We start from the raw sequence: 15,647 nt of genomic DNA on the forward strand, positions 1-15,647 counted from the left end.
ATGGGGCAATTCATCACCCGAACAAAGTTCGGGAGTCTTCTTGCCCCTGTGATAAATTAGTATAAAGAAAAATCAGCTTCATTTTTCCGAAGCTGATTTTTTAGTGTTCTTAATTTTACGATGCAGGTATGTTTTCCACCGGTGGGTTCGTGTCTTAACTTCACCAAAGCGCCAATACTCAAAAGTTGCATTAACCACGGCGCCAAAAATAATTGCCCAACAAGTAAAATTCAACCAAAACATTAAAACAATAAAGGTTCCAATTGTACCATAACTGAGGACAGAGCGCGCAATATAGGTAATGTAATAGGAAAAAAGTTGTGAAATCAAAAGCCAACTCAAGGTAGCTAAAAATGCTCCTGGTAAGATATTCACAAAATGAATTTTTGCATTTGGTAATAACCGATACAAGATACAAAAAGTAATGAAAATTACTAAGGTTGCCGTTGGCATCCGCAAACGTAAGAAAGTTGCTAACCAATCACTAGGTAAATTAAAAATAGGCGCAACGTTTTCTAAAAAGACTTGTCCAAAAGAAAAAGTCACAAATAAAATGAAAATTAACACCCCAATTAAAATCGTAAATAAAAAGGATAGTAAACGTGTAACAAGTGGACTTTGTTTCCGTCCAACACCATAAGCACGATTAAAAGCAACATTAATGGCATTAATCCCCCGCGAAACGGCCCACAAGGCCACAAGCCCACTCACAGAGGCAATCCCCCCTGATCCTTGGGTAAGAAACGTCTTAATTAATGGAGCAATCGTGCGATAAATCGTTTTAGGTAAAATTGGTTGTATATAAGCCAAAATTGTCGTCGCCGACAAATTAATCATGGGCAAAATATTTCCGACTACGATTAATAACGGTAACATTGCCAGTAAAGTGTAATAAGCAATGACGATGGCAATATTATTGATATCTGAATCAGTAAAACGTTCCACAAAAATTTTGACAAATTTCGTAAATGAGTCTTTAAAGCGCCTAAACGCTACTTTCATAGCCATATCCTCTGTTAGTAGGCGTCCCCAGTTGTAGCACTGGTGTCTGTATCATCTGAAGTGTCGCCGTAATAATTATCATTGCTACTATTGGTACTTGAGTTACGACTTGTTTGTGTGGCATTTTTAGGCAGTTTTAATTTTTGCCCTACACTTACAACCTTACTATCGAGCTTATTTAATTTCATAATTTCTTCCACTGTTAATCCATAGTCTTGAGCAATCGTGGATAAATAATCACCCGATTGTACGGTATAGTAAGTATATTTTGTCTTAGTTTTCTTGAGGGATTTTTGGCTTGTTTCACTAAACGAAGTAGCTTGTTGCCCATACTTCTTCTTCGCAATGGCTCTTTGTTTCTCATATTCTTGCTTTTGGTAAACTGCCACGTTACCTGTCGTTTGAGCGAGACGGTCCTTGACAAAACTTAATTGACTGACAAATACCACCACTACAATGGCAACTAAGATTCCTAGTAGCCATAACCAAACTTTGCTAAGTCTATGTTTTTTATGTTTACTTCTTGTCGACATATTATTATCCTCTCACATACAATCTCAACACATTTATATTTTATCGTCACCCCCTAATAAGCTCGGGGGGGCATAACTCACGACCATACAGTCAGTAGTTCAAGCGTTTCAAGGCAAGCCAGACACTCCTACCTGATGTGGTTACATTTGGGTGTTTGACAAGCACCCTTTATTACCAACAAGTTGAATATCAGTCGGTAATGTTATTTAACTTAATTTTTTGGTTTTTCTATACCTGAGTCTCCCTAGTTCTTGTGAGTTTGTAAGACCCAGTTACGTTTAATAACGAGGGCAATTCATCACTTGAACGAAATTCGGAAGTCTTCTTACCCTATATTAAAATTTCTTCCAATTTTAACCTAAAAGAATAAGTAAGTTTCTTTCTCAGAGATACCTACTTAACATCATTATTTCAAAATTCCGGTATTTTCAATCTGTTGTTGTGCTATTTGCACATTTTCTGCTAAAACTAAAACGTGCCCGATGTTACTAGTCTTGTGCTGCATAACTTCTGGGATACGATACATATCATAAAACCAATTATCCTTTAAAACCCACTGGGTACGGAGAGCATTTTCCATTTCTTTTGTAATAAAGAACAAAACTCCAGGATGCACAATTTCTGGCTGTACCAAAGGGATTTGTGCCAAAGCACGTAAATGTTGCTCAAACATGGTGACATTGACCGTTTTATTGAAAATATAGCCTGCATTACTCAGAGCCGGTGTTAGACGGTTAAAGTAGAGCGTCCCATTTTTAGTTAGATAAAAGGACAATTCAAAACAGCCCACATAACTAATCTTTTGTGCTATTTCTTGGGCTAAACGTTCAATTTCCTGCACGGTATCCGTATCTAATTGGGCCGGCATACTTGCTAAGGCTAAGGTTTGGTCTTCTTTTACCCGACATTCTACCAAAGGAAAAGATGTCACTTTTTGATCTTGAGTTTTTGTCATAATTAAAGAAACTTCACGTTCAAAATCAACATGTGACTCTAAAATATAGGTGCCTTTTTCCACTAATTCAGCACAGTCTGCAATGTCAGTTTGTTTTCGAATCACCCTGATACGTTTGGGGTTAAAATCCTTTTGGATAGGCTTGAGTACACAGGGATAACCAATTGATGGCATAGCTTGATAAATATCATCTAAATTAATAATAGTTGCGTAAGGGGCAATATTGACATTCATTTGTTCGAAAAAGGCACGTTCTAATAGCCGATCCTGTGTCAACTCTAATAATTCTGTATTTTGTGGTACCCGTGTAAAATGACTCAAATAACGAATCACTTGCACATCAATTTCATCAGATTCGTAAGTTACCAAATCACACCGCTGCGCAAAGTCTGCTAATTTTTCTTTATCATTTAACCTGCCCACTAAGGCTACATCTGCGTGGGCCAATACCGGACTGGATTCGTGTCTGCTGTAAGATACGACTTTAAAACCTAAGTGTTGCGCAGCTTGGGCTAACATAACTCCACTTGGGCTATCCCCAATAATTCCAATTGTACTTCCAGGAAATAAGACATTATTTTCCATTTTCCGTGACCTACCTTCGTCTACAACTTTATTTCTTAGCTACTATCATACCATAATTAGTCGCTTCCCCTAACTTTTAAGTCAGAAATTTTTATTTATTTTTTTTACTTTTACGATCTACTAATTTTTTTACCGGTATCACAATTACTGGCGTGATAACAGCCGATAAAAGTGCTTCAGGGATTCCATTAGTCGCTACAACGCCTAGTAAGAGGGGCAATAATTTGTCCGTTGAAACAGCATATAAGGCATGAGATTGGCCCCGGTAGAAGAGATAAATAGCCCCAAGGACTAAAATCGTATTAGTCAACGCCCCTAAAATAGCTGCCAAACTAAAGGAAAGACCTTCAATTTTAAGAAATTTGTTAAAAAATTTCCAGCTGTAAAAGGCCATCACGGCAATCATCATCCTCGGTACAACTGAAATAATCGGGTTTACAAAGACAATCGCTGCTAAAGGGCTCGTAGGTGCCACAAAAGCCCGAATAAAAGTTACCACGCCCCAAAAAAAACCTACCGTCACTCCTGGCCCTAAACCTAAAGTTAAGGCTGCCACAATTACAGTAATCTGAATAATAGTTAAATTCAAAACTCCTAAGGGGATGTAACCCAAAAAAGGAATTGAAGTCTGAACAAGCACAATGGCACAAAAAAGTGCCACCAATACTTGCTTAAATAAATTTTGTTTTTTCTTCATCACTTATACCTCTCGAACGTAATAGCGTTGTCATTGCAACTATACCATAACTTTACCATGCAAAAAAGCCCTGACATAGGGCTTTTGCTTATTTTTGTTCAAGTGTTTCCAAATTTTCCTCACTGATAATTTCAATGGCTTGGCGTAAAACCCGTTGGAAAATCGTAATGTCCGTAGGGTCAACTTGATCTTCTAAGCGTTCTTGAAAACTTTGCCAAAACTCTTGATCATCAGAAATTAAACTGGTGTACTTATTGGTTACCATTAAATGAGCTACCCGGTGGTCTTCTTCATCCACCTTCTTTTCCACCAAACCTATATTAATTAACTTCTTAATGTGATAGTTAGTGTTTGGCGTTGATTGCCCTAAAAGGCGTGAAATTGTCCCAACCGTTGGATCCTTTAATTGATAAATTGCTTCAAGATAGTACATATCAATCGCCCCTAACTTTTCCAATTCTGAAAAAGTACGATTGTGTTCACGTAGACGCATTAATTGTGTTAAATTAAGCATCATCTTCTGTAAAGAACTCATAGCTATCCCTCCATATCCGCATTGAGTCTCATTATAAATCACTTATGTTTTCATTACCTAAGGAGCTATCCTTATTAGAATCAATTTTACACCATATTTATCTTTATGTAAAATTTTTTTAACTCATTTTTTTAATTAAACTTGGCATTGAAAAGGGATTTTACCAAGTCTTCTACCTCTTGAGCTGTCATTTGATAGTTGCTATCAATCCACTCAAATAGTAGTACCAAAAAAGCCCCCGCAATCATCTTAGCAGTTAAAGCCGGTTGTGTAGAACCAGTAATCATAGTGGCCAGTACACATAATTCCGGTGCTTGAGCCAACTCACCTGACTTGGCTGCCTCTTCAAGCCGCGCTGCTACAATATCAATCATCAACCAATAGGCAAAACTGCGCTGGTTATTGATTGAGATGTTGCGAAAAATCTTTTTTTCTCGCAAAATAAGATGAATCACTGAAGTTACTAAATTTGTATTGTCTAACTGTTCAACAAAGTACGTTTCAAATAAAAAGCGAAATAAATCATCCTTATCTTGAAAATAACGGTAAAAAGTCGAACGGTGAATTTGAGCTTCTTGACAAATTTCTTCAATACTGATTTTTTCCAGCGGTTCTTGAAATAAAAGTTGGCGAAAACTTTGCACAATTTGTAGTCTTCTTCTTTCTCTTATTTTAGTCATCTACAATCCTCTTTCTTTTATTTCTAACATCAATAAAATTGCGCTATAATATGATTATCATACTGAAAGGAAACAATTTATGCAAGTCTATCAACACTATATCCAATACTACGAAACTGACCGCATGGGGATTACCCACCATTCCAATTACATTCGTTTCATGGAGGAAGCGCGGGTTTCCTTTTTGAATAAAATCGGCTGGAACTACGCCAAGCTCGAAGCCCAAGGTATTATCTCCCCTGTAGTCGCCGTTAAATGTAAATACCTTAAGCCTTCGACCTTTGCTGACACTTTAAGCATTGATGTGTCGGTCACTAAATTTTCCGGAGTTAAATTAACCTTAGCTTACAAGATGACTAACCAAGACGGAGTGCTTATTTGTAAGGGACAATCAGAACACTGCTTTACCACCATGGATGGTAAAATTTTACGTCTTAATAAAGACCACCCTAAATTTTCCCAAAGCCTTACTGCTTTAATTGTACAAGAAAACTGAGAAAAGACTCAAAGTAAAAAACCACTAAAATCACGCAACTTGAAAAGATGGCGTTAAATTTCAGCGGTTCTTTTTATATTTTTTAAACCTCTTCTTTGACTTAGCCCAAGTATTTCTTGCCTTGGTAGTGGTCAATAACCACCAATCCAAACAGAGAACTAACACTGACAAAACCCGCACCAACCATGACTAACTTTTGTCGTAAAATGTCATTATGCGGATCAAAAAGCGAATAGTTAGTTTTTTGCTTGACCGGACGACAATCAACATCAACTTTTTTGGTCGTTTCCACCACTGTTTCAGGCGGATTAGTAGTCGCATATGCTGAACCTATACTAGCCGTATTCATTGCTACCGACTTTGCCACAACCGGTGTACTTACAACCGCCTTTTCCACCACAGTCTTTTTTTCAGGCACAGCACTCACTAACATCGAAGTTTTTGTTTCTCCTGTCGTTTCAGTTGCATCACTGCCTGTTTCACGTATATCATCAGTTTTTTCAGTCACTGCTTTAGTATCATCGAGCTTAACCGCTGCCTTGACAGTTACTTCAACTGGCTCTCTGTCATCTTCTTGACTATCACGATCAACATCCACAGCCTTCTTCGTTTCTGAACTTACTAACGCTTTGTCATCAGTAGTAACTTCTTCGGTTTCAACTTCCGTAGAACTCACCGACTTAGCGCTATCGTTTAACTTAGTAGCTGAAGCTGTAACTTTAATCACCGGCGCATTGTTAGTGTCACCACTGTCTGCTCGGGCGTTAGTTGCAACAAGCATCCCCGCACTTAAGGCAACAAACATCAGCCCCCATCGTCTGTCTTTCATATATTTTACCTTAGTTTCTTAATAATATCTTACTTATCCATTTTACCAAACTAATGACAACTTGACTAGGTGTTTAATCTGAGAGCCCAAAATCTATACAAAAAAAGCCTAATCCATATAAGATTAGACTTTTCGAGTCTATATTAACGGCGACGTTCTGGGATACGAGCTGCCTTACCGTGCAATGCACGTAAGTAGTAAAGCTTAGCACGACGAACCTTACCGTAACGTACAACTTCAATCTTATCTACACGTGGTGTGTGCAATGGGAAAGTACGTTCCACACCGATACCACTTGACATCTTACGAACAGTGTAAGTTTCTGAGATACCTTCACCACGACGCTTGATAACAACACCTTCGAAAACTTGGATACGTTCACGTGATCCTTCAACGATACGTGCGTGAACACGAACAGTGTCACCAGCGCGGAATTCTGGAATATCGTTACGTAATTGAGCTTGTGTAAGCTTTGCGATTAATGGGTTTACTGACATTAATTTTTCTTCCTTTCACTGATAATCATGTCCAGGTGCAGCGGATTATCGTTTTTATAGCATTAATATGCCAAAGACTAATTTACCATGATTTAGCACTTAAGTAAAGCTTTTTTTAGGATTCTTTGCTTTCAGTTTGAAATTCCCGTAGCCACTTAGCTTCTTGCTTAGATAATTCATAATTTTTCAACATATCAGGTCGGCGTTCAAAAGTCCGCCTTAAAGCCTCTTTATTACGCCATTCAGCAATTTTAGCGTGGTTCCCACTAGTCAAGACCTCAGGAACTTTCATCCCCCTAAAATCAGCCGGACGTGTGTATTGAGGGTATTCTAAGAGACCACTTGAAAAAGAATCACCTGGTGCAGATTCACCATTGCCTAAAACCCCAGGTAACAAGCGAACAGTCGCGTCAACAATGACCATTGCCCCTAATTCACCACCAGTTAAAACGAAATCACCTAGGGAAATTTCATCGGTTACTAGCGTTCTAATTCGCTCATCATACCCTTCGTAATGACCACAAATAAAGGTTAAATGCTCTTCGTTAGCTAAATCCTCGGCCACACTCTGATCGAACTTCTTACCAGCTGGATCTAGCAAGATAACCCGCCCCTTAGTTTGAGCCTTAGCTTGAGTCGCGGCTAAAGCATCAAAGATGGGCTGAGCTTGAAGTAACATCCCGGCTCCCCCACCGTAAGGGGCATCATCAACGTGGTTTTGTTTTTGAGTGGTATAGTCACGGAAGTCTGTAACTTCAATATCTAAGAGTCCTTTTTCTTCGGCTTTACCTACAATCGACTCTCTGAGGGGTTGGAACATGTTAGGGAAAAGACTTAGTATATCAATCCGCATCTTAAATCAGTCCTTCCATCATTTCAACTATAACTTGTTTTTGGTCCAGGTTAATTTCCTTGATGACATCGGCAATTGCCGGCAATAAGATATCATCTTCCCCCCTACGACCTACAACCCAAACGTCATTTGCCCCCGGTGATAAAATTTCTTTGATAGTCCCGTAAACTGTCCCATCTTCTTGGTCAACTACTTCTAAACCGATAATTTGATTGTAATAGTAGTCACCTTCGTCCAATTCTGCTTGTTGGTCCTTGGAAACCTTTAGATCAGCTTGCTTGTATTGTTCTACTAAGTTGATATTTTCTAAGCCTTCAAAAACTAATAGATCCAATCCCTTGTGTTGACGGTGAGACTTCACCTTGACTTCCACGGGTGCCTGCTTTCCCTGGACGATGTAAAGAATTTGTCCTGGTGCGAAACGTTGGTCATTAAAGTCAGTCGTAGACTTCACCCGCACTTCACCCCGGATACCATGTGTATTAACAATTTTTCCGACTTGATAAAATTCCATGTTTTCCTCCTTGATTCTAAGAAAAAAAGCCTCAAAGCTAGGCTTGGAGGCTTTTTTATTCCACAATGTTTAGGCGCATCCGAGCCGGTTGACTCAAATGGACACCGTAGACAATGGTCCGAATCGAGGAAACGACCCGACCATTTTTTCCAATTACCCGCCCCATATCAGCGGGGGCAACTGTTACATTGAAATTCAGAAAATGTGCATCTTCAACCACAGCAACTTGTACCACATCGGGTTCGGTCACTAATGGCCTAATGATGGTTAGAATTAACTCCGTCACATCTGCTGGTGTCATATGTTTCAACTACCTTTTAATTACTTGGAAAATTTTGCTTCGTGGAACTTCTTCATTACGCCATTCTTTGAAAGAATGTTACGAACTGTGTCTGATGGTTGTGCACCGTTGTTCAACCAGTTCATGATTTCTTCTTCCTTAAGCGTAACTGTTTCAGGTTGTGTTAATGGGTTGTATGTCCCAACAGTTTCGATGAAACGACCATCACGTGGTGAACGTGAGTCAGCAACAACGATACGGTAGAAAGGAGCTTTCTTAGAACCCATACGCTTTAAACGAATTTTAACTGCCATAAATTTTTGCACCTCCTATTATCTTCTCAACGTTTATTAATATACCAGTAAATCAATCTGGTGTAAAGGAAAAATTCTTGACAGTCTCAAAAAAATTTCTTTTCCTCCAATAAAAGCCCATTTTATCGGCTTTTTACTATTTTATTTTTTCCGCCGTCTTCTTAATTTATCTAATTTACGTTTTTTGTTTTTGCGCATCATACGGTTCATGGACATCTTAGCTAACTTACCAGTCATTCCGTTACCCAAGAGACCTTCCATACCGGCAAAGTTACCTTTAGACATCTTTTGCATCATGTCTTGCATTTGCTTAAATTGCTTAATCATGCGGTTAACTTCTTGAATCGGCCGCCCAGATCCCGCTGCAATCCGTCGCCGGCGACTTGGGTTTAAAAGGTCAGGATTTTCTCTTTCCGCAGGAGTCATGGAGTAGACCACGGCCTTAGTTCTTTCAATATCTTTGGGATCAACATTAACATTCTTTAAGGCTGGGTTGTTAGCCATTCCAGGAATCATCTTCATGATATCTTCCAATGGTCCCATTTTTTGAACCTGTTCTAATTGGTCGATAAAATCATTGAAGTCAAAGGTGTTAGCCCGCATTTTTTCAGCCATTTCCTCAGCCTTTTGTTGATCGAAGTCACGCTGCGCCTTTTCAATCAAGGTCAACATGTCCCCCATCCCTAGGATTCTTGAAGCCATTCGGTCAGGGTAGAAAACATCTAAATCGGTCGACTTTTCCCCTTCCCCTATGAACTTGATTGGCTTACCCGTTACCGTTCGGACAGAAAGGGCCGCCCCACCACGGGTATCCCCATCTAACTTAGTTAAGACAACCCCCGTAACATCTAATTGGTCATTGAAACCTTGGGCCACTTCCACGGCGTTTTGTCCCGTCATGGCATCAATTGTTAAGAGAATTTCGTTAGGTTGAGCTAATTCCTTAATGTTTTTTAACTCATCCATCAATTTCTCATCAATTTGCAGACGCCCAGCCGTATCAATGATGATATAGTCGTTTTTCTTTTCTCGTCCTAGAGCTAAACCTCGGCGTACAATTTCAACAGGGTCAACGTCGGTCCCCATTTCAAAAACCGGCACGTCAATACTTTCCCCCACTACCTTTAATTGATCAACGGCAGCAGGTCGGTAAACATCAGCAGCAATCATTAACGGCCGTGCATTTTCTTCATTTTTGAGTTTGAGGGCTAATTTACCGGCTGTAGTTGTTTTCCCGGCCCCTTGGAGCCCAACCATCATGATAATGGTAGGAATCTTAGGAGACTTGTTCAATGGGGTCGCTTCATCCCCCATCACCTTAATTAATTCTTCATTTACAATGGAAACAATTTGTTGGGCCGGAGTTAAACTCTCGAGCACTTCCGATCCCACCGCACGTGTCCGCACAGTCTTTACAAAGTCTTTAACAACCTTAAAGTTAACGTCTGCTTCTAATAAAGCCAGGCGAATTTCGCGCATAACTTCTTTGACGTCAGATTCTGTAATTTTACCTTTTTTTCTCAGTTTGCTAATCGCATTTTGGAGACGTTCTGTTAAACCTTCAAATGCCATATTACAACACCATCTTTCCTATTCTTCCAGTCGAGCTAACTGCTCAATCATTGCCAAGAGTCTTCCATCTTGAGAATAATTTTCCCGCACGTAATTTTCGAGTTCATCGGTTTGCTTGCTTTGAGCTTGAAAACGCTGAAAAAGTTGAAGCTTAGTTTCATACTCCTCCAAAATTTTTTCCGTACGCCGAATATTATCATAAACTGCTTGCCGAGAAACTTCATAGTTTTCAGCAATCTCACCCAAGGAATAATCATCCCGATAATAAAGGGCAATATAGTTCATTTGTTTTTCAGTCAAAAGCGGTTCATAAAACTCAAACAAAGCATTAATCCGATTGGTTTTTTCCAAAGCCATATGCCACCTCTACTTAGGAGTAACCAAGCCTTGGAAAAGACCATAGACGTATTCTTCCGGATTAAAGTCCCGTAAGTCGTCCATACCTTCGCCTAAACCCACTAACTTCACTGGCAGATGCAATTCATTACGAATGGCTAAAACAATCCCTCCACGTGCGGTTCCATCAAGTTTAGTCAAGGCAATCCCCGATACCTTGGTAACTTGACTAAATTCCTTGGCTTGGTTGAGGGCATTTTGCCCGGTTGTGGCATCCAAAGCCAAAATAACTTCATGTGGCGCTTCCGGAATTTCACGGATAATCACTCTTTGAATTTTTTCTAATTCCTTCATCAAGTTAACCTTGTTTTGCAAACGACCGGCTGTATCGACGAATAAAATATCGTAATCTTCTGCCTTTGCTTTTTTAACGGCTTCAAAGACCACAGCTGCGGGATCACTTTTTTCTGGTTTAGCCACAACTTCAACATTGGTGCGCTTTCCCCATTCAACTAATTGTTGAATAGCCCCGGCTCTAAAAGTATCCGCCGCTGCTAATAAAACCTTCTTACCTTGACTTTGGTAACGGTGGGCTAATTTCCCAATCGTAGTGGTTTTTCCTACCCCATTAACCCCAACAAAGAGGACAACGGTTGGTCCTTGCGTGGCAAAATGAAGTTGGTTGTCCTCTCCTTGACCTTCAGCTTCATACATGTCCACCAATTTTTCAATGATGGCATCTGAAATATCAGATTTCTTCTTGGCATTGCGGAGCTTAACTTCTTGCCGAAGTTCTTCCGAAATTTGCATAGCCGTTTCAAAACCCACATCGGCCTCGATTAAGGTTTCTTCTAATTCTTCAAAGAAATCTTCATCCACCCGCCGGAAATTGGCTAAAAGGGCGTTAATCTTAGCCCCAAAGCCGGTCCGTGATTTTTCTAAACCTTTGGTATAACGCTTGGTTTCTTCATTTTCTGAACTAACAGTTTCTGCTTGAGCTAAGCTTTGACTTTCGCTGAGGCTTTCACTTTCGCTGGCGCTAACACTCAGGCTAACTGATTCACTCAAGCTCGTACTAGTTGATGCGCTTAGACTGGTTGCTAAACTTGTACTTTCACTCAAACTTTGACTGGTCATTGCCAAGCTTAAGCTTTCGGATTCTGCTTGGCTTTGACTAACACTAGTACTTTCACTTGCCGCTAAACTCAGGCTAACACTAATACTGGCACTTTGAGCCATACTTTGATTGACGCTGGAACTTAAACTTGCTTGATCAGAGCTCCCAACGGTTGTGGACGCTTGGCTATCAACTTGACTACTCGCAACTTCTGAAGTTGACTGACTTTCACTTTGACTGTCTTCAGGATCCTTGGCCCCGAAGGCTTTTCTTAATTTATCAAAAAGTCCCATATTCTAATTCCTTTCTTCTTGATCATCTTTGACCGCCACAGAGACGACGGACGAAACTCCTGATTCTTGCATGGTAACCCCGTATAAAACGTCAGCATTCATCATCGTTCCCTTACGGTGAGTAATCACGATAAATTGGGTCTTACTATCGAAGTTTTGCAGATATTGGGCATAACGTTGCACATTGGCATCATCCAAAGCCGCTTCCGCTTCATCCAAGATAACAAATGGTACCGGGTGAACCTTTAAAATGGCAAAGAGCAAGGCCATAGCCGTTAAGGCTTTTTCCCCACCAGACAAGAGACTTAAAGTTTGGAACTTCTTGCCCGGCGGTTGGGCCATAATTTCAATTCCCGTCGTCAAAGGATCATCGGGATCGGTTAACTTCAGTTTGGCATATCCGCCACCAAACATTTGCGGGAAGACATTTTCAAAAGAAGCCGAGATAGCATTAAAAGTCGCTAAGAAGCGCTTCTTCACTTCGGCATCCATTTCATCCATACTTTGAATCAATTGTTCCTTGGCATTCAAGAGGTCATCTTGTTGCTTGGTTAAGAATTCGTAACGTTCATTGATCCGGTCAAATTCTTTAATAGCCCCTAAGTTAACCTCACCCAGATCTTCTAAACCTAGTTTCAAAAGCCGTATTTGCTGGTTAACGTAAGCTAAATCCCGATTTAAATCGGAATCTTGGCTAGCAGCTTCGTAAGTCATGGCATAGCTATTGGCCAATTCATCCAGGTCATTTTTCAACAGGCCTTGAATTTGACTCTTACGCACCGCCAAGTTAGCCTGTTCATCTAAGGCCGCTCTTTGAAGGTCACCTAAACGGTTGACTTGCAGTTGCGCCTTAACTTGTTCATCTTTACCACCGGTTCTTGCTTCTTTCAGTTTAGCAATTGTGGCCTGTAAATCAGCTTGCTTGGCTTCCAATTCATCTAACTGTACTTGCAATTTTCCCTCGGTTGGACCGGGACTAACTTTTTCTAAGTTGGCCACTTCAGTCTGGTTAGCGGCCAGGGTGGTTTCGAGTTGTAGTTTTTGCTTACTCAAATCAGCCAAACGTTGACTTTGACTAGTCAAGCGTTCCTTAACGACCGCTAACTTTTGTTCAATTTCCCCTTGCTTCTTTAAAGCACCTTCATAAGAAACACTGCTTGCTTGTAAATTAGCTTGTAATTGGTTAGCTTCTTGACTAAGTTCTGCCTTAGCTTGCTTAGTTTGAGCCAATTGGGCTTCCAGGTCATGCAATTTGGCTTCGTAGTCATTCAAAAAGTCGTCACTTAAATTGTTGTTAGCCAGCAATTTGGCTCTTTGTTCTGCTTGATATTTCAGCCGTACACTAGCTAATTGATGTTCTTGTTGAGCTTGGGTTAATTTTTGACTCAAATCAACTACCGTCAAGGTGGCTTGCTTGCTTTGGGCTTGTTGAACTTCTAATTCCTGACGCGTTTTTTGCCCCATGTTTTGCATTGTGGCTAATTTTTCTTGCATCAAGCCCACATCTTTTTGTAGCTTTTCCAACTGATTTCGTTGTTCCAAAAGCCCCATCCCAGCTTGCTTATTTTGTCCTCCGGTCATGGCTCCCCCACTAGCTAAGAGATCACCTTGAAGAGTTACAATCTTCACGCTGTGGTTGAGTTTTTGGGCTAAAATCGTCGCAGCATCTAAGTTTTCCGCAATCACAGTAGCCCCCAAAAGATACGATGCCACGACAGGATTAGGTATCTTAATTTGGACTAAATCGCTAGCCACCCCAATAATGCCAGGTGTCGTTGCCACGACTTCCAGTTGATGAGCTGACAAACGCTTAGGCTTTAAGGCATCGCATGGTAAAAACGTGGCTCGCCCTAATTTTTGCTTACGCAAGTAATTAATAGCTTGTTTGGCGGCTTGAGTGTCCGTTACCACCACGTTTTGAAGTTGGGCTCCCAAGGCTGTTTCCAAAGCAAGGCTATAAGTCTGGTCTGCTTGTAATAATTGAGCCACAGGTCCAATAATGCCGACCAACTTCTTTTGAGCCTGCATGATATTTTTGACTCCCTGGTAGTAACCTTGATGACTCAAAGCCACCCGTTTAAGAGTTTCTTCTCTAGTTTGAGCTTGCTTTAAAACATCATTAGCTTGATAGTAGCGCTTTTCTTGTTCTTCCAAACGCCGTTGGAGAACTTGCGTCGCTTCTAAGCTCGCCTTTTCTTTTGCCTTGGCTTGAGCATGTTGGCCCTCAATTTCAGCTAAGTTGGTCTGCGCTTGAGCTTCCTTTTGTGCTTCGGCTTGATAAAGCGCATCAATTTCTTTAAGGGCTGCCTGATCAGCCACTAAATCATCTGATTGCTTGGCTTGTTCGCGCTTGAGGTATTCTAGCTGGCTAACCAAGTTAGCTTCAGTTTGCATTACTTGCAATGTTTTTTGTCGGTTAACCTCTTCTTGGCGACGTAAGTCTGTCGGCGAAACCACTGCTTGGGCTTTGAGATTCGTCAATTTCCTTTGCAAATCACTAGCCTGAGCTTCGAGATCTGTCACCGTGGCTTGAACTCGGGTGATTTCCGCCGTTATATCCCTGACTTGCGCCTGCAAATTGGTTTCTTGTTGACTTAATTCCGCCAATTTTTCCTGCTTGTAAGCCTGGTCTTGTTGACTTATCTTTTGTTGACCATAAAGGCGTTCCATCTGATTGGTCACTTCGAGAAGCTGATTTTGTTTTTGATCCAAACTTTCTTCGAGCTTACTTTGCTGAGTTTGCAGGTCCTGCATGGCTTTATTAGCCTTTTGACTTTGGATTTCATAATCCGCCACTAATTTTTGATTGGCTTCAACTTGCACCAAAACATCTTGGTGCTTAGCTTGATTACTTTCGATATTTAACACTAACCGACTCAAATTAAAGTGATCGTAACGTTTCTTTTGATCTAAGTAATCCCGTGCAATTGAAGCTTGTTCTTCCAAAGGTTGTCTTTGTTGATAAAGTTCGGTGATGATATCAGCCACCCGTTGAAGATGATCGGAAGTTTCGTCCAATTGCTTTTGGGCATGTTGCTTTTCTTTTTTGTATTTCAAGACCCCTGCCACTTCTTCGACTAAGCCTCGACGGTCCTGAGGTTTACTGTTAAAAATTTCTTCCACCCGGCCTTGGGAAATAATCGAAAATGATTCACGCCCAATCCCCGTATCCATGAACAGTTCAGTAATATCGCGCATCCGTACAGTTTTATTATTGAGGAGGTATTCTCCGCTACCGTCCCGGTAGAGACGGCGAATAATTTCAATACTCTCGGGTTGTTTGGCTAAAAAGCCATCACTATTATCTAATTCAATACGAACTTCAGCCCGGTTTAAAGGCGAGCGCTTGCTGGACCCGGCAAAAATCACGTCGGCCATACGTCCACCCCGTAAACTTTTAGCGGAGTGTTCCCCAAGAACAAATCGTAAAGCTTCCACGACGTTACTTTTCCCCGATCCATTAGGCCCCACAATCCCGGTCATTCCCGGCTGAAATTCAATCCGTGTCTTTTGTGCAAAAGACTTAAAACCGGTGATGGTCAATGCTGTTAATTTCAC

17 protein-coding genes are annotated in these 15,647 nt (G+C 40.7%); 1 reads left to right on the forward strand and 16 read right to left on the reverse strand.

Annotation, left to right across the window (positions count from 1 at the left end; translation table 11 throughout):
- Window positions 1-78: 78 nt before the first annotated feature.
- The 6 genes from FC36_RS09325 to FC36_RS09350 all read right to left on the reverse strand — a co-directional run bounded on the left by FC36_RS09325 (window position 79) and on the right by FC36_RS09350 (window position 4,988).
- Window positions 79-1,002, reverse strand: a complete 924-nt coding sequence (locus FC36_RS09325) for a YihY/virulence factor BrkB family protein (RefSeq protein ID WP_051527949.1) — start codon at window positions 1,000-1,002, stop codon at window positions 79-81.
- A gap of 14 nt (window positions 1,003-1,016) precedes the next feature.
- The gene (locus FC36_RS09330; RefSeq protein WP_025020644.1) at window positions 1,017-1,535 is read right to left on the reverse strand and encodes a LysM peptidoglycan-binding domain-containing protein; all 519 of its coding nucleotides are present in this window, start codon (window positions 1,533-1,535) and stop codon (window positions 1,017-1,019) included.
- 407 nt (window positions 1,536-1,942) lie between these two features.
- Window positions 1,943-3,076, reverse strand: coding sequence for an ATP-grasp domain-containing protein (locus FC36_RS09335; protein ID WP_025020643.1), 1,134 nt, complete (start codon window positions 3,074-3,076; stop codon window positions 1,943-1,945).
- 91 nt (window positions 3,077-3,167) lie between these two features.
- Window positions 3,168-3,773 (reverse strand): ECF transporter S component, encoded by a 606-nt coding sequence (locus FC36_RS09340; protein WP_023860438.1) that lies wholly within the window; start codon window positions 3,771-3,773, stop codon window positions 3,168-3,170.
- Window positions 3,774-3,861: 88 nt separating this feature from the next.
- Window positions 3,862-4,308 carry a MarR family winged helix-turn-helix transcriptional regulator gene (locus FC36_RS09345; RefSeq protein ID WP_025020642.1) on the reverse strand — a complete coding sequence of 149 codons (447 nt, stop codon included), beginning with the start codon at window positions 4,306-4,308 and terminating at the stop codon, window positions 3,862-3,864.
- A gap of 131 nt (window positions 4,309-4,439) precedes the next feature.
- Entirely contained in the window at window positions 4,440-4,988 is a 549-nt protein-coding gene (locus FC36_RS09350) for a TetR/AcrR family transcriptional regulator (protein ID WP_023860436.1), read from the reverse strand.
- Between the two features lie 79 nt (window positions 4,989-5,067).
- On the opposite strand from FC36_RS09350, the gene FC36_RS09355 reads away from it, so the two are divergent.
- Entirely contained in the window at window positions 5,068-5,484 is a 417-nt protein-coding gene (locus tag FC36_RS09355) for an acyl-CoA thioesterase (protein WP_025020641.1), read from the forward strand.
- Between the two features lie 100 nt (window positions 5,485-5,584).
- Here FC36_RS09355 and FC36_RS09360 read toward each other — a convergent pair whose 3' ends face one another.
- The 10 genes from FC36_RS09360 to smc form a co-directional block, all read right to left on the reverse strand.
- Window positions 5,585-6,313 (reverse strand): hypothetical protein, encoded by a 729-nt coding sequence (locus tag FC36_RS09360; RefSeq protein ID WP_156409578.1) that lies wholly within the window; start codon window positions 6,311-6,313, stop codon window positions 5,585-5,587.
- Between the two features lie 143 nt (window positions 6,314-6,456).
- A complete protein-coding gene (gene rplS, locus FC36_RS09365) occupies window positions 6,457-6,810 on the reverse strand; it encodes a 50S ribosomal protein L19 (protein ID WP_023860433.1) in 354 nt (117 codons plus the stop codon).
- Window positions 6,811-6,925: 115 nt separating this feature from the next.
- Window positions 6,926-7,663 (reverse strand): tRNA (guanosine(37)-N1)-methyltransferase TrmD, encoded by a 738-nt coding sequence (gene trmD / locus FC36_RS09370; protein ID WP_025020639.1) that lies wholly within the window; start codon window positions 7,661-7,663, stop codon window positions 6,926-6,928.
- A gap of 1 nt (window position 7,664) precedes the next feature.
- The gene (gene rimM / locus FC36_RS09375; RefSeq protein ID WP_056986870.1) at window positions 7,665-8,177 is read right to left on the reverse strand and encodes a ribosome maturation factor RimM; all 513 of its coding nucleotides are present in this window, start codon (window positions 8,175-8,177) and stop codon (window positions 7,665-7,667) included.
- 55 nt (window positions 8,178-8,232) lie between these two features.
- Complete coding sequence (locus FC36_RS09380; RefSeq protein WP_023860430.1) at window positions 8,233-8,478, reverse strand: KH domain-containing protein; 246 nt, start codon at window positions 8,476-8,478, stop codon at window positions 8,233-8,235.
- Window positions 8,479-8,498: 20 nt separating this feature from the next.
- Complete coding sequence (gene rpsP, locus FC36_RS09385) at window positions 8,499-8,771, reverse strand: 30S ribosomal protein S16 (protein ID WP_023860429.1); 273 nt, start codon at window positions 8,769-8,771, stop codon at window positions 8,499-8,501.
- Between the two features lie 141 nt (window positions 8,772-8,912).
- Window positions 8,913-10,343, reverse strand: coding sequence for a signal recognition particle protein (gene ffh, locus FC36_RS09390; RefSeq protein WP_025020638.1), 1,431 nt, complete (start codon window positions 10,341-10,343; stop codon window positions 8,913-8,915).
- Window positions 10,344-10,361: 18 nt separating this feature from the next.
- Window positions 10,362-10,700 carry a putative DNA-binding protein gene (locus FC36_RS09395; RefSeq protein ID WP_056986871.1) on the reverse strand — a complete coding sequence of 113 codons (339 nt, stop codon included), beginning with the start codon at window positions 10,698-10,700 and terminating at the stop codon, window positions 10,362-10,364.
- A 9-nt stretch (window positions 10,701-10,709) separates the two neighbouring features.
- The gene (ftsY, locus tag FC36_RS09400; protein ID WP_025020637.1) at window positions 10,710-12,089 is read right to left on the reverse strand and encodes a signal recognition particle-docking protein FtsY; all 1,380 of its coding nucleotides are present in this window, start codon (window positions 12,087-12,089) and stop codon (window positions 10,710-10,712) included.
- Window positions 12,090-12,092: 3 nt separating this feature from the next.
- Window positions 12,093-15,647, reverse strand: a complete 3,555-nt coding sequence (gene smc, locus FC36_RS09405; protein ID WP_025020636.1) for a chromosome segregation protein SMC — start codon at window positions 15,645-15,647, stop codon at window positions 12,093-12,095.

It is taken from the genome of Ligilactobacillus equi DSM 15833 = JCM 10991 (genome assembly GCF_001435735.1).
In the GTDB taxonomy this organism is placed as follows: domain Bacteria; phylum Bacillota; class Bacilli; order Lactobacillales; family Lactobacillaceae; genus Ligilactobacillus; species Ligilactobacillus equi.